Source organism: Paraburkholderia bryophila, from assembly GCF_003269035.1.
GTDB lineage: Bacteria > Pseudomonadota > Gammaproteobacteria > Burkholderiales > Burkholderiaceae > Paraburkholderia > Paraburkholderia bryophila.
The window spans coordinates 1-23840 of the sequence record NZ_QLTK01000050.1 but is presented as its reverse complement, the minus strand read 5'-3'; the positions used below and the strand labels follow the sequence as shown (position 1 = coordinate 23840).

15 protein-coding genes are annotated in these 23840 nt (G+C 59.5%); 13 read left to right on the top strand and 2 right to left on the bottom strand.

The genetic code is table 11. The features are described from left to right. The first annotated feature begins 642 nt into the window (after positions 1-642). The gene (locus tag BX591_RS34850) at positions 643-1572 is read left to right on the top strand and encodes a hypothetical protein (RefSeq protein ID WP_111935849.1); all 930 of its coding nucleotides are present in this window, start codon (positions 643-645) and stop codon (positions 1570-1572) included. Between the two features lie 104 nt (positions 1573-1676). Beyond that, positions 1677-1925: a hypothetical protein gene (locus BX591_RS34845; protein ID WP_111935848.1), complete on the top strand. Its 249-nt coding sequence runs from the start codon at positions 1677-1679 to the stop codon at positions 1923-1925. Positions 1926-3216: 1291 nt separating this feature from the next. Here BX591_RS34845 and BX591_RS34835 read toward each other — a convergent pair. After that, positions 3217-4278, bottom strand: coding sequence for a HoxN/HupN/NixA family nickel/cobalt transporter (locus BX591_RS34835; protein WP_111935846.1), 1062 nt, complete (start codon positions 4276-4278; stop codon positions 3217-3219). A 494-nt stretch (positions 4279-4772) separates the two neighbouring features. Here BX591_RS34835 and atzF point away from each other — a divergent pair, with 494 nt between their 5' ends. From atzF to BX591_RS34775, 11 genes are all read left to right on the top strand, one after another. Beyond that, positions 4773-6608, top strand: a complete 1836-nt coding sequence (gene atzF / locus BX591_RS34830) for an allophanate hydrolase (protein WP_111935845.1) — start codon at positions 4773-4775, stop codon at positions 6606-6608. A gap of 12 nt (positions 6609-6620) precedes the next feature. After that, complete coding sequence (gene uca / locus BX591_RS34825) at positions 6621-10223, top strand: urea carboxylase (RefSeq protein WP_111935844.1); 3603 nt, start codon at positions 6621-6623, stop codon at positions 10221-10223. Between the two features lie 47 nt (positions 10224-10270). Further along, the gene (locus BX591_RS34820) at positions 10271-10990 is read left to right on the top strand and encodes a GntR family transcriptional regulator (RefSeq protein ID WP_111935843.1); all 720 of its coding nucleotides are present in this window, start codon (positions 10271-10273) and stop codon (positions 10988-10990) included. Between the two features lie 201 nt (positions 10991-11191). Beyond that, complete coding sequence (gene urtA, locus BX591_RS34815; RefSeq protein ID WP_111935842.1) at positions 11192-12493, top strand: urea ABC transporter substrate-binding protein; 1302 nt, start codon at positions 11192-11194, stop codon at positions 12491-12493. An 80-nt stretch (positions 12494-12573) separates the two neighbouring features. Then, complete coding sequence (gene urtB, locus BX591_RS34810) at positions 12574-14184, top strand: urea ABC transporter permease subunit UrtB (RefSeq protein WP_111935841.1); 1611 nt, start codon at positions 12574-12576, stop codon at positions 14182-14184. 1 nt (position 14185) lies between these two features. Continuing rightward, positions 14186-15370 carry an urea ABC transporter permease subunit UrtC gene (gene urtC / locus BX591_RS34805; protein WP_111935840.1) on the top strand — a complete coding sequence of 395 codons (1185 nt, stop codon included), beginning with the start codon at positions 14186-14188 and terminating at the stop codon, positions 15368-15370. Then, positions 15367-16230 carry an urea ABC transporter ATP-binding protein UrtD gene (gene urtD, locus BX591_RS34800; RefSeq protein ID WP_111935839.1) on the top strand — a complete coding sequence of 288 codons (864 nt, stop codon included), beginning with the start codon at positions 15367-15369 and terminating at the stop codon, positions 16228-16230. Before urtC ends, urtD begins: the two co-directional genes overlap by 4 nt. Before the next feature lie 80 nt (positions 16231-16310). Then, positions 16311-17003, top strand: coding sequence for an urea ABC transporter ATP-binding subunit UrtE (gene urtE, locus BX591_RS34795; protein ID WP_111935838.1), 693 nt, complete (start codon positions 16311-16313; stop codon positions 17001-17003). 652 nt (positions 17004-17655) lie between these two features. Then, positions 17656-19128: a site-specific integrase gene (locus BX591_RS34785; RefSeq protein ID WP_111935836.1), complete on the top strand. Its 1473-nt coding sequence runs from the start codon at positions 17656-17658 to the stop codon at positions 19126-19128. Further along, positions 19115-21058: a hypothetical protein gene (locus BX591_RS34780; RefSeq protein ID WP_111935835.1), complete on the top strand. Its 1944-nt coding sequence runs from the start codon at positions 19115-19117 to the stop codon at positions 21056-21058. The genes BX591_RS34785 and BX591_RS34780 overlap by 14 nt, the downstream gene beginning before the upstream one ends. A gap of 263 nt (positions 21059-21321) precedes the next feature. Continuing rightward, positions 21322-22749, top strand: coding sequence for a site-specific integrase (locus tag BX591_RS34775; protein ID WP_146749853.1), 1428 nt, complete (start codon positions 21322-21324; stop codon positions 22747-22749). Here BX591_RS34775 and BX591_RS36280 read toward each other — a convergent pair. Beyond that, positions 22702-23601: a hypothetical protein gene (locus tag BX591_RS36280; protein ID WP_146749852.1), complete on the bottom strand. Its 900-nt coding sequence runs from the start codon at positions 23599-23601 to the stop codon at positions 22702-22704. The two genes, BX591_RS34775 and BX591_RS36280, sit on opposite strands and share 48 nt — an antisense overlap. Positions 23602-23840: the final 239 nt, after the last annotated feature.

Below are 23840 nucleotides of genomic sequence, written 5' to 3'. Positions count from 1 at the left end.
CCTGATATTCACTAAGTCCCCGCGAATGTTGGCAGAATATGGATGCCAAATTGTCGTCGATTCGGCCTTCACTGTCGACCGGCCGCTCCTGGCCGCACCGAGTCCCACACTTTGACCACGGACCTGCCGCGGATGTGTGCGATATGCAAGGGGCATAACCCGACCCATTACCGCGGTTCGATTCGTTACGGCTCCGGCGGCTACTTTCGAACTTCAACGGCCGTTCAGTGCCACATTTTCGCTGACGAGTTAAGACCAACCAGTTGTGACAGGACTTCGGTGGTGCGACCAATGTGAATTAACTTTGCAGCAGTCGTCGATACGCCGTGCGCTGTTACAGTACCTGTACCGTGAGTAGGCCACACAGTACGACTTCAACGTTGAAGAACACGCCTTGGCTGCCGTTCCAGATGAAGCGTAGTCGGACAAGGTGTAACGTTGTTAGTTTCGACTGCACAGTGGTGTCAGCAATTATTAGTATGATGCTGAGCGGTCTGAGTAGGCGCCTCATGCTTAATGCATGAAGCGCCAGTGGGCCAATACCGTCCATTTGACATTGTCCGTTCGGTCGTTGGCAACCCGACGTGTAACCGAGCCTAACGGAAAATGCACGCCTAGTTTTATAAGAATTGCGCGAGAGCCATGACGCCATCCGAAGAGACGCCACACAATCTGATTCACGCCGAGGACGGCCCGATTCTGCACGCCAAAGCGTTGCAGGATCGCCTTCAACCGTTTACGGTTCCGTTTTTCAGGTTCCGCAGAGACGCTCCAGAACCTTTCGACAATGGTTCGGGTGTGCTGCTCAAAATAGGTCCGTTCCACTTCATACTCACTGCTGGGCATTGCGTGGCTGGAGACTACGATTCTTTGGCGCTAGGTGTACGCAATCACCACCACCGATTCTTTATTGAACCCGCTCACCGTAACTATGTGTGTACTAGGAAGCGTGGCGATTTTGGATACTTTCAGATTTCGCCAGATTTGGTCGGGACGATCGCCGCCGGAAATCGTAACTTTTTGTCCGAACGATCCGTCGAAGTCCTATCTGTGTCCGAACATGACGCGTCACGGGACTTTCTCGCACTTGCTGGATACCCCCTAAGCTTCATGGAATACGAGGGCGGCACCGGAGCTAAGTTTCTGGTGTATTCGACGACGATGGCAGGAGGAGAGCACGCGCCGGACAGTACCTTAGTCGTCGCTGAGTTCGAAGAGCGTCGCGAGATTCACGCATGGATTCCGCAGCAAAATAATATAGATGCTCTAGCGGACGATCGCCCTCCTGTAGCATCCATTCCCAGACTTCACGGTGCAAGCGGCGCAGGTTGGTGGAGCACCCACATGAACCGCGCCGAGTGGCAGGCGTCTGAAGTGAAACTTATCGGCACACATATCGGTATGGGCCCCGACGCAACAGAGACTGAAGACGGACTACGGCACAGGTTCGCGAGGGTGTCGCTGATAGGTAATCACTTGGCGCTTATTGCCAAGGATTATCCTGTGTTGCGTCAGCATATCCTCGATTTTTGGCCGGCTGTTGACTCATACGGAGAGCACTTGCCGGCTTAATGCGGGATAGCGAGGAATCGATGCTATACACGAAGGAATACACACTTCATGCGGTGCTCCGTGCGCCCCGAACGTCGGCCGGTTAGCCGACCGAGAGAGGATATATGACAAAAATCTACGGCATCGTGGTTGATGCCAACACAACGTTCGATGCTTTCAACAAGAAAACGTTTGACCTCAAGCGCGCCGACGCAGACGTCATTGCAATCATTTCGATTGCACCTGATGACGCGAGCCAAATGCCCGATTTTGCGAAATGGAAAAGGTCTGCCTACGCGAAGAAAGAGGCACAGGTGCTCCAAGTCGTCAACCTCCAGGATCCCGCACTTGGCGGGATTAGTATCGTAGGTTGAAGATCTGTCTGCATGCAGACAGATACCCATAGTTGGTCTTGCCAAAGTCTCGAAAGCCGCGCAGTTGGCGGCTTTTTCCGCACGTTAAGCGTCGTGAGGTTCGAAGATTACAACTACCGATAAGATGTTGGATTAATTGTGCCTCTTAGCGTAGTTCGCGTTAATTCTGTCGCCGCTGCGACAATAATTGTGTCGCCTCGAGGCAGACGGCTCACGCGGACCTTGATTGCAAGATCTGCAGCCGACGGCGAACTGCCGATGTCGACCCGCATCAGTCCTTCGGCTTGCTCCATAGCCGCCATTCGCCTCCGACTACTTTTGCAGGCGTGAGAATAGACTCGGCCCGGCGGGCTACGAGAGGCCCCGAATCGTCAGGGCCTTTTGTTATGCGCATATCCGGCACTGACGCTAGAAGATCTACGCGTGGCTTAGGACGTCTCTTCTGCCAAACTGATGATATTGGAAAGGACGTCTGAGTTGACGAAATGCGCGATTCGACTTGATGCGGTTCCCCTCAGAAGCATACCGACCAACAAAGGGAAGCTGATTATTTGGCTGCCTTGAATCACCTCCTTCATATGATACACAGGACTCCCGCTTAGGCCGTCATAACTTTCGAGATCCACGGACGTTTCCATAAGTAATTCATGGCAATGGACGCTAACGCTGGTTCCCTTATAGATGGCCCTGAGGACGCTCCTCGTATTCACAATCTTGTTTATCTCGTAATCGATAGAATTACTCTCGGCTGGATAGCCAATAACCCATAGCTCGTCACCGGACTTAAGCAGGTTCGCACTCAATGCCCCTTGCTCGATGTCCTGTGCTACCAAGGGTGAGTCCCCGGATGCGTCAAATAGGTTTAGATCGACTCGAAGAATGAAGACGTCTTTGTAGTCTTCATCATCCGTCCCCCCCCTGTTTACCGTGTACTGTTCATTGAACGGCAAAGAAACCTTGGAGCCGTCTGAAGGAAAGATCCTTAATGTGTTTTACGGACAAGTTTTTAGCCTTTGAACAAGAAGGTCTAGTTCGGCAATGATGGACAAATGTGGAAACGCTGATCTCTCAGTCACCTCGTTAGCACTGGTTGAGACAGACGATTTACTCATTGTTCTTCCGTCAGCGAAGAAGTGAGTCCGAAGTGGCCGCGCTTCTGCGTCCAGACAATTGCCCGCCGCGTTGAGCTATAGCCTGCGGTAAGCAAGCTCTATTCGCCATTTTGTGGCATAGCTCCGTATGGGGCGCGACTGCGGCGCGACTAGATTTCTAGCGCGACGTTCCGTATCGGTCAAAGGCGTTGACTGGTGTCCGCTTCATCGAAACGCTTCACCCGATAGATCACCAACGACGCGATCCAGCTCAGCGCGAAAATGCCGATAATGATGTAGCCGAGCACGCCGAAGTTATCGTTGAGCGAGCCGATGGCATCCCACAGTGCTCCCTTCAGATTCAACTGGTCCGCGATCAGCCCCAATGCCTCGATGCCGCCGATCACCACGGCGACCACGATCGAAACCAGTGTGATGGTCATGTTGTAGTAGATCTTGCGAAGCGGCTTCTGGTACGCCCAGCCATAGGCGCCCAGCATCAGGTGGCCATCCAGCGTATCGATCAGCGACATGCCCGCGCTGAAGAGCACCGGAAACACCATGATCGCCCACGGCGAGAGTCCATTCGCCGCCTGCGTGGCCGCAATGCCGAGCAGGCCGATTTCCGTCGCGGTGTCGAAGCCGAGGCCGAAGAGGAAGCCGATCGGATACATGTGCCAGCTACGTGTCACGAGACGGAAGAGCGGCCTGAACATCCGGGCAACGAAGCCGCGGTTCGCGAGCAGCATGTCGAAGTCGTCATCGACATAGGCGCCGCCGCTGCGAACGTGTTTCCAGGCGCGATAGATTCCGCGCAGGATCAGGAAGTTCATCAGCGCGAGCGCGAACAGAAAGAGGGAGGAAACGAGCGTCCCGATGATGCCGCCAATCTCCTTGAAGTTGTCGAAACGGCCTTGGATCGCGGTGGTCGCAAGCGCCACTCCGACTGACGCGAGCACGACGACAGTCGAATGACCGAGCGAGAAGAAGAAGCCCACCGCGACCGGGCGCTTCTGTTCCTGCATGAGCTTGCGCGTGACGTTGTCGATGGCTGCAATATGGTCCGCGTCGACCGCATGGCGCAGACCGAAGCTGTAGGCAAGGAGCGATGTGCCGAGCAGAACCGGGTAGCCGTGGAAGGCGACGAGGGCCCATATCCACGCGAGAACGTTTATGGCGATCAGCACGCCGTAGATACCGAACAATTTGCTGCGAACCCTGGAGTTCGAGTCGCTGAAAATCTGGAGAAGCTGGGCAAGCATTTTGTGACTCCCGGGAATAACGCGTCCCGTGAAAGGTTGAAGAAAGACGCCGCGAGGTCTGACTTCGGGAGAGCGCGAACGAACCCGAGGTTCGCTGCTTGCCCGACACAGTGGCGCGACCGTGCCGGAGTTTCACCGGCTTCCCATGGCGTGCATTACAGACGTGACAAGGGCTTATACCGCGCGGGCGCGCTCATGTCGAGCCACTCGGATAATGAGACGGACGGCTCCATCTTGATGGTCCGTTGGTACAAGCAGGTTGATGCCACGTCGCTGCCCGGCGGTCGTGCCACCGGGGATTTCATGTGCACCATCCGCAGGCGCACGCACCGCGAGCGTGCTCCTTCGGCATCATGCATGTGCGCCCAGCCCATCCGCGACGCCACTCGAACTGCTCCAAAGCGCCCACGCATCGCGCGTTCCCTTTATGCAGGTCGCCTGGCATAACTCTTGAGTACAAGATTGCCAAACTTGTACACAAGAGGGAATACGAGATGCGCGGATGGACAATTGCGGACTGGCTGGATGCCTACCGGAACGGGGCAACGCCGGAACAGTTATTGGGCGAACTGCTGTCGACGCTTACTGGCTCCGATCCAGCGTGGATATCGGTGGCAACGCCAGAAGTGCTCCAGGTTCAGCTGACGAAGCTGGAGCACAGACTCGAAGCTGCGGGCGGAGATATCAGCAGGCTTCCACTATACGGAGTTCCATTTGCGGCGAAGGACAACATCGACGCGGTCGGATTCGAGACGACCGCCGGCTGTCCCGCGTTCGCCTATCGCCCCGAGAAGAACGCCACCCTGATCGAACGGCTGACTGACGCGGGCGCCGTCCTGATCGGCAAGACTAATCTTGACCAGTTTGCAACGGGTCTCGTCGGCGTGCGCTCACCCTATGGCATCCCGACCAATGCATTCGATCCCGAGTACATTTCCGGCGGATCGAGCTCTGGCTCAGCATCGGTGGTGGCGCGGGGTATCGTGCCGTTTTCCTTCGGTACCGATACAGCAGGATCGGGCCGGGTGCCGGCCGGGCTGAACAACATCGTCGGGCTCAAGCCGACGCGTGGTGCATTCAGCAATACCGGCGTAGTACCTGCGTGCCGTACGCTCGATTGCGTGTCGGTGTTCGCGACCACGGTCGAGGAAGCCACGCGTGTCTACGACGTCGCGGCATCGCTCGATCTGTCGGATGGGCTATCGCGCGAAGCACCTGCCGCGGCACTTGAATGGCGCGTCCCGGACCAGCCGCGCTTCGCTATTCCTTCTCATCCTGAGTTCTTCGGTGACGCGCTTGCAGAACGGGCTTTCAAGGATGCGGTGGCGCATGTCGAGGCTCGCGGCGCCACGTGCGTACCGGTCGACTTCGCGCTGTTCGATGACGTCACCGCACTACTGTACGACGGCGCATGGGTCGCCGAACGCTATGCCGCAATCCGTGCATTCGCCGAGAAGCACGAAGACGATATTCATCCCGTGGTGCGCGACATCATCTTCAAGGCGCGCAACTTTTCTGCCGCCGATGCGTTCGACGGCATCTATCGACTTGCCGACCTGAAGCGCAAGGCCGATGCCCTGCTGAACCAGTTCGACGCGCTGCTCGTGCCTACCGTACCGACTCACTACCGGATCGCGGAACTGCTCGACGATCCCATTCGCCTCAATAGCAATCTGGGCAAGTACACCAACTTCGTGAACCTGCTCGACTGGAGCGCGCTCGCGGTGCCCGCGAACCTGCGCGAGGACGGACTGCCATTTGGTATCACGCTAATCGGCGACGCATGGCGAGAAAGGGCGCTCGCGCAATACGCGTCGTCGTGGCATCAGGCGACCGGCCTGACGCGTGGGGCGACGGGCCTGCCGCTCGTCGCCAGCAAGCCCGCGGACAACCATGCCGTGAACGCCGATGCTGCAGCCGGGACGATCCGCGTCGCGGTCGTCGGTGCCCATCTTCGCGGGATGCCTCTCAATCACGAACTGACGTCGCGACACGCCCGTTTCGTCGAAGCCACCACCACCGCGAGCACATACCGGCTGTATGCGCTTGCCAATACCACGCCAGCCAAACCGGGCCTTGTGCGCTCGACGGACGGCGCGCCGATCAAGGTCGAACTGTGGGATTTGCCCACAGCGGAATTTGGCTCGTTTGTCGCGGGGATTCCGGCGCCGCTGGGCATCGGCACGCTGACGCTCGTCGACGGCCGTCAGGTGAAGGGGTTCATCTGTGAGCCCTATGCGTTGGGCGACGCCCGCGACATCACTGAATTCGGAGGCTGGGTGAGTTATCTCGACAGTCAGCGCACGTCCACCACTACTTCCTGTTCCTGAGCCGAGCTTGCCATGTTCGATACTGTTCTGATCGCCAATCGTGGCGAGATCGCGTGTCGCATCGCGCGCACGCTCAAGCGAATGAATGTCCGCTCGGTAGCCGTCTATTCGGACGCTGACCGCAACAGCCTGCATGTCGCGGCAGCAGATATTGCCGTGCCACTCGGTGGCAATACCGCTGCCGAGAGTTACCTTCAGACCGATCTCATCATCGCCGCAGCGAAAGAGACGGGGGCCCAGGCGATTATCCCGGGCTACGGGTTTCTGTCCGAGAACGCCGAATTCGCCGCACGCTGCGAGGCTGAGGGCATCGCGTTCGTCGGACCGACGCCGCAGCAGATGGAGCAGTTTGGCCTGAAGCACGCCGCGCGCGAGTTGGCCGAACAGGCAGGCGTGCCGCTCACGCCGGGCTCGGGTCTGCTGGCCAATGCCGACAGCGCGAGGGATGCGGCACGGGCCATCGGCTATCCGGTCATGCTCAAAAGCACGGCCGGCGGAGGAGGGATAGGACTGACACGCTGCAACGACGAGGCTGAACTGGTTACCGCGTTTGAATCCGTACAGCGGCTTGGTCAGTCGTTCTTTGCGAATGGAGGGGTGTTCGTCGAGCGTTTCGTCGATCGTGCACGACACGTCGAAGTGCAGATCTTCGGTGACGGCAATGGCAACGTCGTGGCGCTTGGCGAGCGCGACTGTTCGCTCCAGCGTCGCAACCAGAAGGTGGTGGAAGAGACCCCCGCACCGAATCTGCCGGATGACGTACGCTCGAGGCTGCTCGCGGCTGCTGAAAGCCTGGGCCGATCGGTCGGATACCGCTCGGCGGGCACGGTCGAATTCATCTACGACTCGGCGCAGCAGGCGTTCTATTTCCTGGAGGTCAACACGCGCCTGCAGGTGGAGCATGCGATCACGGAAAGCGTCACAGGAATCGACCTCGTCGAGTGGATGATCCTCACGGCGGCCGGCACGTCGCCCGCGCTCGATCGGCCCGTGACGCCGAAGGGCGCATCGATCGAAGTGCGCGTGTATGCCGAAAATCCGCTGCGCAACTTTGCACCGAGCCCAGGGACGCTGACCGAAGTGAGCTTCCCGCCGGACATCCGTGTGGACGGCTGGGTCGAGACCGGAACCGAAGTGTCGGCTCACTATGACCCGATGATCGCGAAGCTGATCGTGCACGGCGAGGACCGTGCCGCAGCAATTGCCGCCATGTCACGCGCGCTCGACGCAACACGTCTCTCCGGTATCACGACCAATCTCGACTATCTGCGCAGGATCATCGCGAGCGAGGGCTTCGCGGCCGGGGACGTCTCGACCCGCTATCTCGATGGCTTCGCTTACCGTCCCGCAGTCGTCGAAGTGATCGATGCGGGAACCTACACGACGATCCAGGACTACCCGGGCCGCGTTGGCTACTGGGATATCGGTGTGCCGCCGTCAGGCCCGATGGACGACTGGGCGTTCCGGCTCGCCAACCGGATCGTCGGCAACGCGGAACAGGCTGCCGGTATCGAAGCGACGGTACTCGGCCCCACGCTGCGGTTTCACAGCGACACGATCATTGCCCTGACCGGTGCACCCACCAATGCGGAACTGGATGGCGTGCCCGTCGCGTTCTGGACACCTGTGCCGGTGCAGGCCGGGCAGACGCTGCGCGTCGGCAAGGCGGCGAGCGGATGCCGAACCTATCTGGCCGTGCGCAACGGTTTTGACGTACCGGTGTATCTGGGCAGCCGGTCCACCTTCGCGCTCGGGCAGTTCGGCGGTCACGCCGGACGCACACTGCGTCCGTCCGATGTGCTGCCAGTTGCGGACCCGTCCTTGCCCGCGACCGCGGCGCTGGCGCCCATCCACGATCCTGCGCCGTTACCGGCTTCGCTTGTGCCGACGTATGGGAAGACGTGGGAAATCGGCGTGCTGTACGGTCCGCACGGTGCGCCCGATTTCTTCACACCGGCTTCGATCGAGAAATTCTTCGAAAGCGAATGGGAGGTCCACTACAACTCGAACCGGCTCGGCGTCCGGCTCAACGGACCGAAGCCAGAGTGGACGCGCTCCGATGGCGGCGAAGCGGGTCTGCATCCGTCCAACATCCACGACTGCGAGTATGCGATCGGCAGCATCAATTTCACCGGTGACATGCCGGTGATCCTGACACGCGATGGTCCGAGCCTGGGTGGCTTCGTATGCCCCGTGACGATTGCGAAGGCGGAGCTCTGGAAGGTGGGCCAGGTCAAGCCAGGCGACCGCATCCGTTTCCGCGAAATGACGTTCGACGAGGCTCTGGCGCTTGAGCATCGTCAGGATACGTTCATCCGTGACTGGAACGATGTGCTGCTGTCCGGGCCGGCGTTCTCCGTGCAACGCGGCTCGCCGGTGCTTTTCGAAGCCGCTGCGCAGGGTGACCATCCGAAGACCGTATTCCGTCAGGCGGGCGACAAGTACATCCTCGTCGAGTATGGCGAAAACGTGCTCGACCTGAATCTGCGGTTCCGCATTCACGCGCTGATGGAAGCGCTGAAGTCCGGGGCCGTGCCTGGCGTCTTGGAGCTCTCACCCGGCGTGCGTTCGCTGCAGGTTCGCTACGATAGCCGCATCATCGACCAGAAAGTACTTGTCGATGCGCTCGCCGCGACCGACGCGATACTCACCGGCATCGCGACGATGAAAGTGCCGAGCCGCGTGGTATATCTGCCGATGGCTTACGAGGATTCGGCGACGCTCGACGCCGTTGCCCGCTACCGGCAGTCGGTGCGGGACACGGCCCCGTGGCTACCGAGCAATACGGAGTTCATCCGCCGCATCAACGGTCTGACGTCTGCGGACGAGGTGCGCGACACGATCTTCCAGACGAACTACATGGTACTGGGCCTCGGCGACGTCTATCTGGGTGCGCCCTGTGCGGTGCCGGTCGATCCGCGTCACCGGTTGCTCACATCGAAATACAATCCGGCGCGTACCTATACGGCCGAAGGCACGGTCGGTATCGGCGGCGTTTATATGTGCATCTACGGAATGGATTCGCCGGGCGGTTATCAGCTTGTCGGCCGAACGCTACCTATCTGGAACAAGTTTCTCAAGAACGAAGTGTTCATCGACGGCAAGCCGTGGTTGTTGCGGTTCTTCGATCAGGTGCGCTTCTATCCGGTAACGGAAAGCGAACTCGATACGCTGCGTAACGATTTCCGCGAAGGACGGCAGGGCGTCCGTATCGAGGAAGAGGTATTCGACCTCGGCGAATACAACGCCTTCCTGGAGCGCATCGAACCTGAACTTGACGTATTCCGCGCCTGCCAGAAGCAGGCGTTCGACACGGAGGTTACGCACTGGGCCAGCGAATCAGCCGGGTCCCATGGAAGCAGCGATGCGCCCGAACAGATTATCGTCGACGAAACGCTGGCGGGCTCGATTGTAACGGCCGACATCACGGGCAACGTGTGGAAGCTGATAGTCGAGCCTGGGACCAGCGTTCGCGCGGGCGAGTCGCTGCTGATCCTGGAGGCCATGAAGATGGAATTCCACATATCAGCGCCGCATGATGGTGTGGTCAAGGCTCTCCACTGCCGACCGGGTATGATGATCACTGCAGGCGACCCGCTCGTATCACTCGAGTGATGCTCGAATGATCTCTCCCATTGCAAATCCGTTCCCTGGAACCCTACATGGTGGACAACCCAACGTCGGCGGCCAGCCCTACAAAGAATGCCAGCAATCTCGCGGCGCAAATTTACGCCCAACTCAAGGCGGACATCTTCGATTTCCGTCTTCTGCCGGGCGACAAGTTCAGCGAGGGCGACGTCGCTGCCCGGATGCAGGTCAGCCGCACGCCGGTGCGTCAGGCGTTGTTCTGGTTGCAACGGGAGGGCTACGTGGATGTCAGTTTCAAGAGCGGATGGCAGGTCCGCGCATTCGACTTCAAGTACTTCGAGGACCTGTACGAGATCCGCGTGATGATGGAAACCACCGCGATCGCCAGGATCGTGACGGAGAAACTGACGCCGGTGCTCGACCCTCTGCGGGACATCTGGTGCGTGTCCGCGAGAAAGCGCGAGCAGGATCCCGCGAAAGCGGCGACACTCGACGAAGGATTCCACGCCGGTCTCGTCGCGGCAGTCGGCAATCTGGAGATGGCGCGCATGCATGCTGATGTGACTGAACGCATCCGTATCATCCGCCGTCTGGATTTCACGAAGCCGCTGCGGGTCGCTGCCACCTACGAAGAACACGCGGACATTCTCAAAGCGATTGGCGCCGGAGACGTCAATCGCGCCCAGCAGATGATCCGTGCCCACATCGCGGAGAGCCAGGCTGAAGTCAAGCGCATCACGCTCTACATGATGCAGACCGCCCGCGAACGCTACAGCGCGCGCGAGGAAGCATAGCCGTCCCCGGATGCGTGCGCGGCGCACCACGATAGCGCCCGCACGCACCGACATCATCAGTCGTTCAGCCATCATTCGCGGCCGTCCTGCCGCTCCCGCCTTTGTCTACCGTACCGCGTGCCGCTGGCCCGGAAGTTGCAAACACTCGCGTTCGTCTTGTATCCAAGATGAAATCCAACTCTCAATCCTGAAGGACGATCAATGAAAAAACGCGAGTTTCTAAAGGTTGCATCGGTAGCGGGGATGGCGGGGATGGCAGCAAAGGTACCTTCCGTATTCGCACAGGGGTCCGATAAAGGCCCGATCAAGGTCGGTATTCTCCACTCGCTGTCCGGCACGATGGCGATCTCGGAGACGTCGCTAAAAGATACCGCGTTGATGACGATCGCCGAAATCAACGCGAGCGGCGGGGTGATGGGCCGCAAGATCGAGCCGGTCGTGGTCGACCCGGCATCGAACTGGCCGCTGTTCGCCGAAAAGGCGCGCGGCCTGCTCACGCAGGACAAGGTCGCGGTTGTGTTTGGCTGCTGGACCTCGGTGTCGCGCAAGTCGGTGCTGCCGGTGTTCGAGGAACTGAACGGGCTGCTGTTCTACCCGGTGCAGTACGAAGGCGAAGAGATGTCGCGCAACGTGTTCTACACAGGTGCCGCGCCGAACCAGCAGGCGATTCCCGCAACCGAGTATCTGATGAGCGCAGAAGGCGGTGGCGCAAAGCGCTTCTTCCTGCTCGGCACAGACTATGTGTATCCGCGTACGACGAACAAGATCCTGCGCGCCTTCCTGAATTCTAAGGGCGTGCAGGACGCCGATATTCAGGAAGTCTATACACCGTTTGGTCATAGCGACTATCAGACCATCGTTGCGAACATCAAGACCTTCTCGCAGGGCGGCAAGACCGCGGTGATCTCGACCGTGAACGGTGATTCGAACGTGCCGTTTTACAAAGAGCTCGGCAACCAGGGGCTGAAGGCGACGGACGTGCCCGTGGTCGCGTTCTCGGTTGGCGAGGAAGAACTGCGGGGCATCGACACGAAGCCGCTCGTGGGCAATCTCGCGGCGTGGAATTACTTCATGTCGCTGCGTAACCCGGAGAACACGAAGTTCAAGGCGATGTTTGCCGACTGGGTGAAGAAGAACAACCTGCCGGGTGGCGACAAGCGCGTGACGAACGACCCGATGGAAGCGACCTTTGTCGGCATCCACATGTGGAAGCAGGCGGTCGAGAAGGCGAAGAGCACGGACGTCGATAAGGTGCGCGTCGCGATGATCGGCCAGAAGTTCAACGCACCGTCGGGCTTCGTGCTCGAAATGGACGGGAACCATCACTTGCACAAACCGGTGATGATCGGCGAAGTACGTGCCGACGGCCAGTTCAACGTGGTGTGGCGGACCAAGACGACGATCCGCGCGCAACCTTGGAGCCCATTCATTCCCGGCGACAAGGGCAAGCCGGACGTTGTCTCGTCGATCCCGGATTTCCTGCGCCGCCGTCGCGTCGCCTGAGTCTGACGGAAGTCTGATGGTGGGCGTGGTCAATTGCGCCACGGCCACCTGTTTACCCCGTTGTTAGCCATTACCCGCCCATGAATTTACGCCATTGCCTGCATGCTTCAGTGCTGTCGGCCGCACTTGCACTTGCCAGCTCTGCCGCGTTCGCGCTGACGTCCGCCGATGTCGCGCCGCTCGCCGCCGACGACTTCGACGCAAAATCCGCCGCGATCGACAAGCTGATCGCGAACCACGACAAGGAATCGCTCGCGCTTCTCAAGGCGCTCTCCGAAGACAGCGCGCTCGCGACCGATTCCGGCGAAGTGCTGCTGCAGGACGGCGACACCACGAAGGACGCGATCACCGGCAAGACCGTCAGCGCGCCCGACGCGCAACCGGTCACGCTGAACAACCTGCTGCGCTCGAAAGTAGCGGGCGCACTGTCGGGCCTGCAACTCGATTCGCCGGATGTCGCGACGCGCTCCGCCGCGATCCACGAATTGCTGCAGAACCCCGATCCGTCGATCAAGCCGCTCGTCGACGCGGCGCGCGCGAAGGAAACCGATCCCGAGCTGAAGAAGCGTCTCGACACGCTGTGGGCGATGACCGCATTGCACGACGCCGATCCGGCGAAGCGTCTGGAAGCCGTGCAACTGGTGGCCGCACGGCACGATCTCGACATGAACGAACTGCTGCGCCCGCTGGTCGCGAAGAAAGCGGATGGCAACTTCAACGAAGCCGACGAGCGCGTGCGCGCCGCCGCGCAAAGCGGCATCGACGAACTCGATGCGATCCAGCGACGCAGTCAGATCGCGGGCACGCTGTTCGCGGGCCTGTCGCTCGGCAGCGTGCTGCTGCTCGCGGCGCTTGGCTTGGCGATCACGTATGGGCTGATCGGCGTCATCAACATGGCGCACGGCGAATTCCTGATGATCGGCGCGTACGCGACCTACGTCGTACAGAACCTCTTTCAGCGCTTCGCGCCCGGCGCGTTCGACTGGTATCCGCTGCTGGCGGTGCCCACGTCGTTCGCGGCGGCGGGGCTGGTCGGCATCGTGCTCGAACGGCTGGTGCTGAAGCATCTGTACGGCCGTCCGCTCGAAACGCTGCTGACCACCTTCGGCGTCAGCCTGATCCTGATTCAAGCTACGCGGATGCTGTTCGGCGCGCAGAACGTGCAGGTGGTCAACCCGTCGTGGATGAGCGGCGGCGTTACCGTGCTGCCGAACCTGATCCTGCCGTACAACCGGCTCGCGATTCTCGCGTTCTCGATGATCGTCGTCGGCATCGCGTGGGCCGTGCTGACGAAGACGCGCCTCGGCCTGTTCGTGCGCGCGGTCACGCAGAACCGCCGCATGGCCGCGTGCGTCGGCGTGAAAACCGCGCGGGTCGATTCGTATGCGTTCGCGTTCGGCGCCGGCATCGCGGGCCTCGGCGGCTGTGCGCTGTCGCAGATCGGCAACGTCGGGCCGGACCTCGGCCAGAGCTACATCATCGATTCGTTCATGGCGGTGGTGCTCGGCGGCGTCGGTCAGCTGGCCGGCACGGTGATCGGCGGCTTCGGACTCGGGCTCGTCAGCAAGGCAATCGAACCGTTCTGGGGCGCGGTGCTCGCGAAAATCGCGGTGCTGGTGCTGATCGTGCTGTTTATCCAGAAGCGTCCGCAGGGCATGTTCGCCCTCAAGGGCCGTAGCGCGGAGGCATGAGATGACATCTGCAACTTCTTCGGCTCACGTCGGCGCACAGAACGGCAGCGGCGTCGCCGCCCGCGATCCGGGAGCGGGTTTCGCGCTCGGCCTGCCGCCGCGTCCCGCGCTGCTGTCGCGGCGTGCGTGGCTCGCGCTGATCGCGCTGATCGTGGTGTTCGGTCTCGGCGTGCCGTTCGCCACGCTGGTGCTGCCGGAAACCAGCGCGTTCCATCTGTCCGCGTACGCGACGACGATCACCGGCAAGTTCATGTGCTATGCGATCGCGGCACTCGCGCTCGATCTCGTGTGGGGCTACTGCGGCATTCTGAGTCTCGGCCACGCGCTGTTCTTCGCGCTCGGCGGCTACGCGATCGGCATGTACCTGATGCGCTCGATCGGCCACGACGGCAAGTACGGCAGCGATCTGCCCGACTTCATGGTGTTCCTCGACTGGCATCAGTTGCCGTGGTACTGGCAAGGCACGCAGCACCTCGGCTATGCGCTGCTGCTGGTGGTGCTGGTGCCGGCCGTGGTCGCGTGGGTGTTCGGCTTCTTCACGTTCCGCTCGCGCGTGAAGGGCGTGTATCTGTCGATCATCACGCAGGCCATGACCTTCGCCGCGATGCTGCTGTTCTATCGCAACGAGACGGGCTTCGGCGGCAATAACGGCTTCACCGACTTCAAACGGATCGGCGGCTTTCCGATCACGCATCCGGGCACGCGCACCGCGCTGTTGCTGATCACGTTCGCCGTGCTGATCCTCGCGTTCCTCGGCGCGCGGGCCATCGTCACGTCGAAGCTCGGCCGCGTGACGACCGCGGTGCGCGACGGCGAAACGCGTTTGATGTTCCTCGGCTACAGCCCGCTCGCGTACAAGCTGTTCGTGTGGACCGTCTCTGCGGTGTTGTGCGGCATTGCGGGCGCGCTGTACGTTCCGCAGGTCGGCATCATCAACCCGGGCGAGATGTCGCCGGGCAACTCGATTGAAATGGCGATCTGGGTCGCCGTGGGCGGACGCGGCACGCTGATCGGGCCGATCATCGGCGCGTTCGCGGTGAACGGCGCAAAGAGCTTTTTCACGGCGAATTTCCCTGAATACTGGCTGTTCTTCCTCGGCCTGATTTTCGTGCTGGTCCCGCTGCTGCTGCCCAACGGCATCATGGGCCTGATCGAACTCATCGCGCGCAAGAAGGACCGCACATGAACGAAAACCCGATGGTTCCCGATCTGGATTTACCCGAAGCACCGGCGGAGCGCTCGCTGAGCGGCGTCGCGAACATGGGGCACGCGGTCGTGCCCGGTCAGATCGACGTCTCGCACGGCACGATCCTGTATCTCGAAGACGTCACCGTGAGTTTCGACGGCTTTCGCGCACTGAACGCGCTGACGCTCAATATCGATGCCGGCGAACTGCGTTGCATCATCGGCCCGAACGGCGCGGGCAAGACAACGATGATGGATGTGATCACCGGCAAGACCAGCCCCGATTCCGGCAAGGTCTATCTGGGCCAGACCATCGACCTGACGCGGATGAACGAGCCGTCCATCGCACAGGCCGGCATTGGCCGCAAGTTCCAGAAGCCGACCGTGTTCGAACAGCATCCCGTGTGGGAAAACCTCGAACTGGCGATGAAGACCGACAAGGGATGGTGGGCGTCGCTGCGCGCGCGGCTCGATCGCGAGGCGCAGGCACGTATCGAGGAAACGCTGCTGCTGATCGGCTTGGAAAGCGAAGCGCGGCGGCTCGCCGGCGAGTTGTCGCACGGCCAGAAACAGCGGCTCGAAATCGGCATGCTGCTGATGCAACAGCCCGCGCTGCTGCTGCTCGACGAACCCGCCGCCGGCATGACCGACGACGAAACCATGCAGCTCGCCGAACTGCTCAACCATCTGCGCGGCACCTGCTCGATGATGGTGGTCGAGCACGACATGGAGTTCGTCGCGGCGTTATCGGGCGACACCGGCAAGGTCACGGTGATGGCCGAAGGCCGCGTGCTCGCGCACGGCACGCTCGACGAAGTGAAGCAGGACGAGACGGTGATCGAGTCGTACCTCGGCCGATAAACAACGACGACGGGGCCAACCGGTGCGCCGCCTGCGCGCACCGCGAAGAATCAGCCGCTGAAACCAAGGGTCGAACGCACATGCTAGAAGTTGAAAACCTGAACCAGTACTACGGCGGCAGCCATATCCTGCGCGACGTGAAGCTCACCGTGCCCGACGGCAAGCTCACGGTTCTGCTCGGGCGTAACGGCGTCGGCAAGACCACGCTGCTGCGCTGCCTGATGGGCGTCGTGCCGACGAAGAGCGGATCGATTGCATGGCGCGGCGCGCCGATCACGAAGCTGCCGACGTACTCGCGCGTCGAGCAAGGTCTCGCCTACGTGCCGCAGGGCCGCGATATTTTTCCGCGCCTGACGGTCGAGGAAAATCTGCTGGTCGGCGCCGCGAGCAAGAATGCGCCGAAGAAAATCCCCGAGCGCATCTACGAACTCTTTCCGGTGCTGAAGGACATGCGCAGCCGGCGCGGCGGCGATCTGTCGGGCGGTCAGCAGCAACAGCTGGCAATCGGCCGCGCGCTGATGAGCGATCCGCAACTGCTGATCCTCGACGAACCGACCGAAGGCATCCAGCCGTCGATCATTCAGGACATCGGCCGCACGCTGCGTCAACTGGTCGAGGAAATGGGCATGACGGTGCTGCTCGTCGAGCAGTACTACGACTTCGCGAAAGAGATCGCCGACCGCTACTGGGTGATGAGCCGCGGCGAGATCGTCGCGGGCGGGGAAGGCGCGAACATGGACGCGGACGGCGTGCGGAACCTGGTCGCGGTCTGAAGTCTTTGTACCGGATCCCGGGCGCCGCCAGCATCGGCCGAAGGATTGAACTAGCCTCAGATTTCTCACTGCTTTCGGGAGGCCAGCAGTCACAATGGCGGCCTCCTGCGGATCATCATGAAGGCTGGATGGAAATGGAGTGTAATGCACGGGATGCCGAAAGATAAATCGGCTACTGTAAATCTCTTCTGGGCGTCCATGTTCTTTGATTTGCGAGTGGACACGTCTTCCAGGAGTCGCTTCGGCGAGCTGTTGCCTGAATAGCGATCTTGAGAATGTGGAAAGGCCGGGCGTCACAGCAATAGAAATGGCGAAGCGCGGTAAGTATTGCGCCACCTTGCCGCCTCCACGATGTTTCGTACGCGCAATACGGGACAGTCGACCATTTTGCCATCTACTAAGGCTGCGACCTGACCTCCTCGGTTGAAGGGCTTATGATCCGGCGCACCCATGTTATGTCCGCCTCGGAGGGCGTGTAGCACTGCTTGGTCGTTGCAACCAATAAATTGAACTGCTTGATCGCGGTGAATATGGACGAACATAGCTGCGTCTGAGCTGCCCGACTTTCGATTCTCATGCAATACATCCCGATTGGGAAAACGGCGCGGTTCCAGAATAATGGATAGGATAACTATTGAGGAACCTGTGTTCGATGAGCGATCACCTGACGGGTACGAAGGCAGTCATTCCGGCGTTCATCATGACGGAGACGTGTGGCGAACACGATCCCGGCGCAATCAGGCGCATCATCGCTGCCGTTGGTGAACAACCGGAACAGTGCTACTTCATCCGCTCCGTAACGGCGGAAGTCGAGTCCGGCCGGAAGACGCCCGCGAGATGGGTTCGCCAGGAGTTCAACTGGCTGCCACTTGTGCTCGACCGAGACGGGCAACCGTGGGATGCGGCCGTCATTTACATCGTGTCCAGGCTTCAAGGTCAAGTGGCGCCGAACATGATGACATTCCACGGCGTAGCTGATGACCTGTCGGCATTCCTGGCCTTCCTCGAAGAACACGAGATCGATTTCACCGACATCCCGCAACACAAACTGAGGCGTCCTACTTACCGTTTCAACGGATATCTCAAAAACCTTGTGTTTGACGGCCGTATCGCGGCGACGACGGCGAAACGTCGCATGGGCGCCGTAATTGCGTTTTACCGCTGGCTGGTCGCCGAGGGGCTAGTCACGCTCAACCATCCTCTATGGCAGGAGCGCGACCAATATCTGAGTTTTAAGGATGCCAGGGGTTTTTCTGTCAGAACGGTCGTCACGACCACCGATGTATCGATCAAGACGCCGAAGCAGAGCGACCCATACGCAGGCACGATTAACGATGGTGGAAAGTTGCGGCCCTTGCCGATCCATGAGCAAAAGTGGCTCATTGAGGCGCTGGTGCACCTTGGTAACGTCGAGATGACACTGATTCATGCGTTTATGCTGGTTACCGGCGCACGGATTCAAACGGCGTTAACCTTGCGGGTTAGACATGTGAAGTCAGACATCCCGCCTGGAGTGGGCGAGTTCAGGTTTCTCGTGGGGCCGGGGACTGGCGTTGACACCAAGTACGACAAGCGTATGGCTCTCCACATTCCGCGATGGTTGTATGAGCGCCTGCGCATTTACGCGCACTCCGAGCGTGCGCGCAAGCGCCGCACCCGAACCGAGGGTGGCGACACTGACGACCAATACCTGTTTCTGACGCAGCAGGGGCACCCCTACTATCAGCACAAGGGCGAGACGCGCGCCTTCAATCCTGCGGTCACTGTGCGCCACCAGAAGAAAGGACAGACGGTGCGGACGTTTATCGCCGACCATGTTATCCCGTACATCCGTAAGCACCACGATGCGGAGTTTCGCTATCAAGTCCACGACCTGCGAGCCACTTACGGTATGAACATGACCGACATCCAGATTGCCATGGTTCAGCGCGGCAAGGTTACGTTAGCGCAGGCACGAGAATTCGTAAAAATACGTATGGGCCACGAGAGCGGCGCCACGACCGACCTGTATCTGGATTATCGGCGGAGCTTGAAGATGGTTTATGAGACCGTCGATGCTCATGAACAGTATTATCGCGACCTGATTGAGAAGGCATGGGAGGGAACCATCGATGGTGTCCGATAAAGAAGCGACCCACCGGCAGCCGATATTCACTGAGCGGGACGTGTCCATTTATGACATTCCCCTTGGTGCCGCAACAATATTGCGTACGGACACGGCCATATTACGCTTTGATCGGGACACTCTGGACGTTGGCGCGCTCTGTTACCTGCGGCGATCGAGTGCGCCCAGAAGAGGTAGGAACAATGGCCGCACCACCTCACGGCAGGTCGATCTGTCATCTTTCGATGCTGAACGGGCGACGCAAGTTTCCAGGCTGATTTCTTTCTTTTCCGATTTGATCACGTCTGGCGGATATCGCGCGCAGACAGTGCGCGCTAACGTGATCTGCATGATCAAGTACATGGATTGGGCCGACGCAACAGGGCACGCGCATGCTTTGGCCGACGGCGATCACGCGTATGCAGCCTTTCGCGGGTACGTCGGTTATCTTCGTGAGCGGGTCAACCGTCATGAGGTAGTCCCGGCCTCGGCGGCGAAAGAGCAATGGATGGTCCATAAACTGCTCGCAGGGTTCACCGGGCTTCATGACCTTCATCGCGGCGTACGCATGTTGCAACTGGGCGCGGGATGGAGTCGCACGGAACCACCGTCGGAAAGCGAACTCGCGAAGGTGGAGAGCTTGTGCGAGGCGCTGTTCCTCGGGTTTTCTGGCTTGGTGCTCGGTGGAAAGAAATATCCTCTGAAGCTGGCGATGCCCAAGTATCTCGGTTGGCAGGATAATTACCTCTGGGTGTTTCCTGTCCGGCGATGGTGCCTGCCGCCACACCAATGGAAAATTCGCCACGAATTGACCTTGCCGTACTGGGCTTACAACTATCAGGATGGACGGCTGGCCGAGCCAAAGGAAATTCGACATCACTACCGCGATGCGTACACGTCGCGGATGATCGTAGGAAACGCCCAGACGGTTATCGATGAGGCGAACGCCGATCCGCGACATTCACATCGATTCAAGAGCGCAATGGTCGCGCACAACGCCTTTGTGCTGCTTTTCCTTGGGCAAACCGGTATGAACTTTAGTATCGCTAGCTCGTTGAAGTGGAGCAAGGACTATATTATCGGACAGGAGCAGCAGGGCTTCCGGGAGATCAAGTGGCGAGCCAATGGTAAGCGTTACTCGGCAGTTGCGAGGATGAATTTCCTGCCGCTCTTCAAACGCTACATCGATCTGCGGACCTACCTGCTCGGCGAGCAGGACTGTGACAGCCTGTTTCTATCATTTGGCGCCAACCGTACAGGCGGGGCGTCCAGCATGGAAGATGCGGCACTCGATTCGATTTACGGTACGCTGGAAATCATCGACCCAAAAATCAAGCGTATCCGAGCCAGGAAGCTGCGCGCCGCGAAACAGGACTTCCACATCAGAAACAGCGAGCCTGCGACTTCCGCGCTGGTGATGGGACATAGCGAAGAGACTGCGCTCCAGCACTACTCGGCGGGGTCGCAGAGTGCGCATCACGACGAAGTGTCTGCGTTCTTCGACCGGGTGCAGCAGGTAGCGGCCAAGTGCTCGGTGATTCTTCAACGTGGCGAGAGCTTACCAAACGGGGTAGTCGGCCATGTCGGCACTTGTGCTGCGTTCCACGATCCGCAGGCCGTGGCCGCAATCGTCCCGGTGCAACCGGATTGCCGGCAACTCGAAGGTTGTCTTTTTTGCGACAAACATCGCGTACATCCGGATGAGCAGGACGTCCGCAAGTTGGCCAGTTGCGCCTATGTCCTGCGGCAGGCGATCGGCATCCCAGGCGCGGAGACGTCCTTCAAACCGGTATTAGACCGAATCCAATCCCTTCTCGATGACATTGGCGCTCTGGAGGGGAACGCCGGGATGGTCTCGCGAGTCGTCAGCGAAGTCGAGCTCGACGGCGAACTCGACGACTACTGGGCACGAAAACTGGCGTTGCTCAACGACTTGGAAATCGGGCTATGACTCGCATGCACCAAGCCAACATTGTTGTGCCCGATGGCGCTGTGCTGCCAGATGAATGGGCGGACCATCTTGGGATAAGGTTGCCTAGAGACTTCATTGTCAGTCGCAAAAGGAATGGCGACACAGCGTCCACGCGTGGGGACCTCTTCTGGGATTGGTCTGGTTACGACCCTCGCGGACAGGCGGTCGGGCTGAGTTTCGCGTTTTGGACGGCGCGCCCTGGGAAGTCGATGTTGAGAGAGACGCCTTCGGAAAGGCAGGCCTTGGTCGACGACATGCAACACCTGATGTCGCTGATTATTTATAGGCGGCAGGGGCCGACTCTCGCGTTCAAGACACTTCACAGCCACCTGAGAACCTTCTGTGCACTGGCGCAATATTGCGAAAAGCAGGCATTGTCGCTCCCAGCGCTGTTGAGTGATGAGGGGCGCTTCAGCGAATACGTTGCTACTTTGGGCAACGGCTCCGTACTACAAAATCTGTGCGGCCTGGTCGGCTTCCTGCTCACACTTGACCCCGAGCGCGATATCGGCCACCCGGTGGCTGGCAATGCCGTGATCGAGGAACTGCGCCGGCGGTGCGGTGACTACCGGGCCATGGCCAGGCAGACGCCTCCCATCCCGACGCGCGTCTACTCGGAAACCATCAGCGCCGTGGCCACGCAACTGAAAGACTTCGCAGAGGTCTCGGATAGTTTCCTGGCGCTCACGGCTGAGGTGCTTACGAACACAGCAGCCCGGCACGCAGCTGGGAAACACATCTGGACGCCGACATTGGTGACGAAATACTGCCTTGACGATTACTTCGAGTCGAAGGGATTGGCCAAGAGCGCTAAGGGAACTTCGCGCGGCCTGACGGAGGTGCAGTTACTCTGTAAGCTGACCATCCACATATTCAGCGGCATGCGCAGCGAGGAAGCCGAATCGCTGCCTTTCGACTGCATTGAAACGCAACAGGACCATGGGCACACGCTTTACCTTCTGTGCGGGCAAACTACCAAACTGAACCACGGGAAAATCAGACGCACGAGATGGGTGACAAGCCGAGTCGCATACGACGCCGTACTGCTAGCTCAGCGCATCGCTACGCTGATTTACGGTGCCATGGGCTGCAAACCCGAGCAGTCCGATGACGTGCTCAACCGCTACCCGCTATTCGTTTCGACGGGCTACTTGGCTCTCAACGGTCGTCCGCCAGCAGGCGTCGATGCCTTTCAGGTCCAGCGCCTCAGTCTCAACCGCCGCAGGAGGCAGGAATCTTTCGTGGAGGATGCGGTCCGACCGCTGATCCAGGAGTGCGACTTGCGCGAGTTGGAGGAAATCGACCCCCACCGGGCGTGGCGCAGCGAAGTGGAATTCCAGGTAGGAAGGCGATGGCCGCTTGGCACGCACCAGTTCCGCCGGTCGCTTGCGATCTACGCGCAGCGATCAGGGATGGTTTCGTTACCATCCCTGCGGAGACAGTTGCAACACATCACCAAGGAAATGTCGCTCTATTACGCGAAGGGGTCGGCATTCGCGCGCAACTTCATTGAGGACGACCCCGAGGATTACAAGCTCCACATGGCGAAGGAGTGGCGTGAGGCAAAACCTCTCTCGGAGGCGCTTGCTTACCTACGAGACGTCCTACTCACGGAGGACGAACTATTCGGCGGCGCCGGCACATTCGAGCAGCAGAAAAAGACCGTGTGATCTCGGCTTTTCCCAAACCACCCGCTCGAGGTCGCCTCTAAGCGGATGAGGCAAGACACAGTTCCGTCCAATTTTAAGTATTGCATCCGGATTTCCACTGGTCTGCACTAGTATCGCCAAATAGAACGGTAACAAATCACGTGGCGACAGCCAAATATATTGCGATATCTTCCGCACCCCTCCAAGACGATCCAGACGCATGCGCAGACCAAGTGGTATTTTCCCGCGTTTTGGGATATCCCCATTGCCCAAGACAAGCAATTCGCTGATTAATTTAGCTTTCTCCTTCTCAGCATCAGATCCGGCAAAGCCAGCGAGTAGACGCTGCACGGACGCGATTCGCCTTTCAATTGAACCGATCTCCCGGTAACAACATTTCAGTATCTCCTTGACCATATCCTCAGATGGCACGGAGCGCTGTAACGTCGGAGCAATCTTGAACGATTCGACCATAAGTCTAGTTCCACGCGAAAACAACGACATATCATTTCTCTCGCAGTACTGAAGAACTGAAATACTGGTGTTTAAAATCGACTGCGCGGTGGAGGGAGCCAGACCACTTGCCTGCAACCAACCTCTCAAATCGGATGCTATGGTCGGCGGCAAAGGCAATTTCGTCGACGCCCCGGTCGATCGGAGGAATGAGGCAAACTTCCGGATACAACCGAAACTTTGGCGTTGTGCGGATGTAGATGTGTGACCGAACTGGGCAACAAAGCCATCTTTCAAAGCAGATGCGAGTGACGAAGCAAGTCCCAGCGAATCAAATCGCATAACGCACAAAAGATCGCCTTGCTCGTCGAACAGTGGGACCCCAAGATCATCTGATCCGTATTTACCAACGGTCCTCAAAGCGTCGCTCCATACAGGTAGTCTAGCGCTTGCATTACGGCGTCACTTGTTACGTCCATCGCGCGCAAGTAGATTTCGGTCGTCTCAAAGGATGCGTGCCCCATAAGTACCTGCAGCGTCTTAATTGAATTCAATGAATCACCATGAACCGCCCCGGGAATCGTGGAGGCTGGTTGGTTTAAGTTAATGCGGGTTCGGCGACCGGTGTTTCAAGTTGCCGATAGTAGTTTGCCTCAGCT

Excerpts from the sequence above, each read along its gene's own strand:
- urtC (WP_111935840.1), top strand. The coding sequence starts at position 14,186 with ATGACATCTGCAACTTCTTCGGCTCACGTCGGCGCACAGAACGGCAGC.
- urtB (WP_111935841.1), top strand. The coding sequence starts at position 12,574 with ATGAATTTACGCCATTGCCTGCATGCTTCAGTGCTGTCGGCCGCACTT.
- atzF (WP_111935845.1), top strand. The coding sequence starts at position 4,773 with ATGCGCGGATGGACAATTGCGGACTGGCTGGATGCCTACCGGAACGGG.
- BX591_RS34820 (WP_111935843.1), top strand. The coding sequence starts at position 10,271 with ATGGTGGACAACCCAACGTCGGCGGCCAGCCCTACAAAGAATGCCAGC.
- BX591_RS34845 (WP_111935848.1), top strand. The coding sequence starts at position 1,677 with ATGACAAAAATCTACGGCATCGTGGTTGATGCCAACACAACGTTCGAT.
- BX591_RS34850 (WP_111935849.1), top strand. The coding sequence starts at position 643 with ATGACGCCATCCGAAGAGACGCCACACAATCTGATTCACGCCGAGGAC.
- BX591_RS34835 (WP_111935846.1), bottom strand. The coding sequence starts at position 4,278 with ATGCTTGCCCAGCTTCTCCAGATTTTCAGCGACTCGAACTCCAGGGTT.
- uca (WP_111935844.1), top strand. The coding sequence starts at position 6,621 with ATGTTCGATACTGTTCTGATCGCCAATCGTGGCGAGATCGCGTGTCGC.
- BX591_RS34780 (WP_111935835.1), top strand. The coding sequence starts at position 19,115 with ATGGTGTCCGATAAAGAAGCGACCCACCGGCAGCCGATATTCACTGAG.
- BX591_RS34785 (WP_111935836.1), top strand. The coding sequence starts at position 17,656 with ATGAGCGATCACCTGACGGGTACGAAGGCAGTCATTCCGGCGTTCATC.
- urtA (WP_111935842.1), top strand. The coding sequence starts at position 11,192 with ATGAAAAAACGCGAGTTTCTAAAGGTTGCATCGGTAGCGGGGATGGCG.
- urtE (WP_111935838.1), top strand. The coding sequence starts at position 16,311 with ATGCTAGAAGTTGAAAACCTGAACCAGTACTACGGCGGCAGCCATATC.
- urtD (WP_111935839.1), top strand. The coding sequence starts at position 15,367 with ATGAACGAAAACCCGATGGTTCCCGATCTGGATTTACCCGAAGCACCG.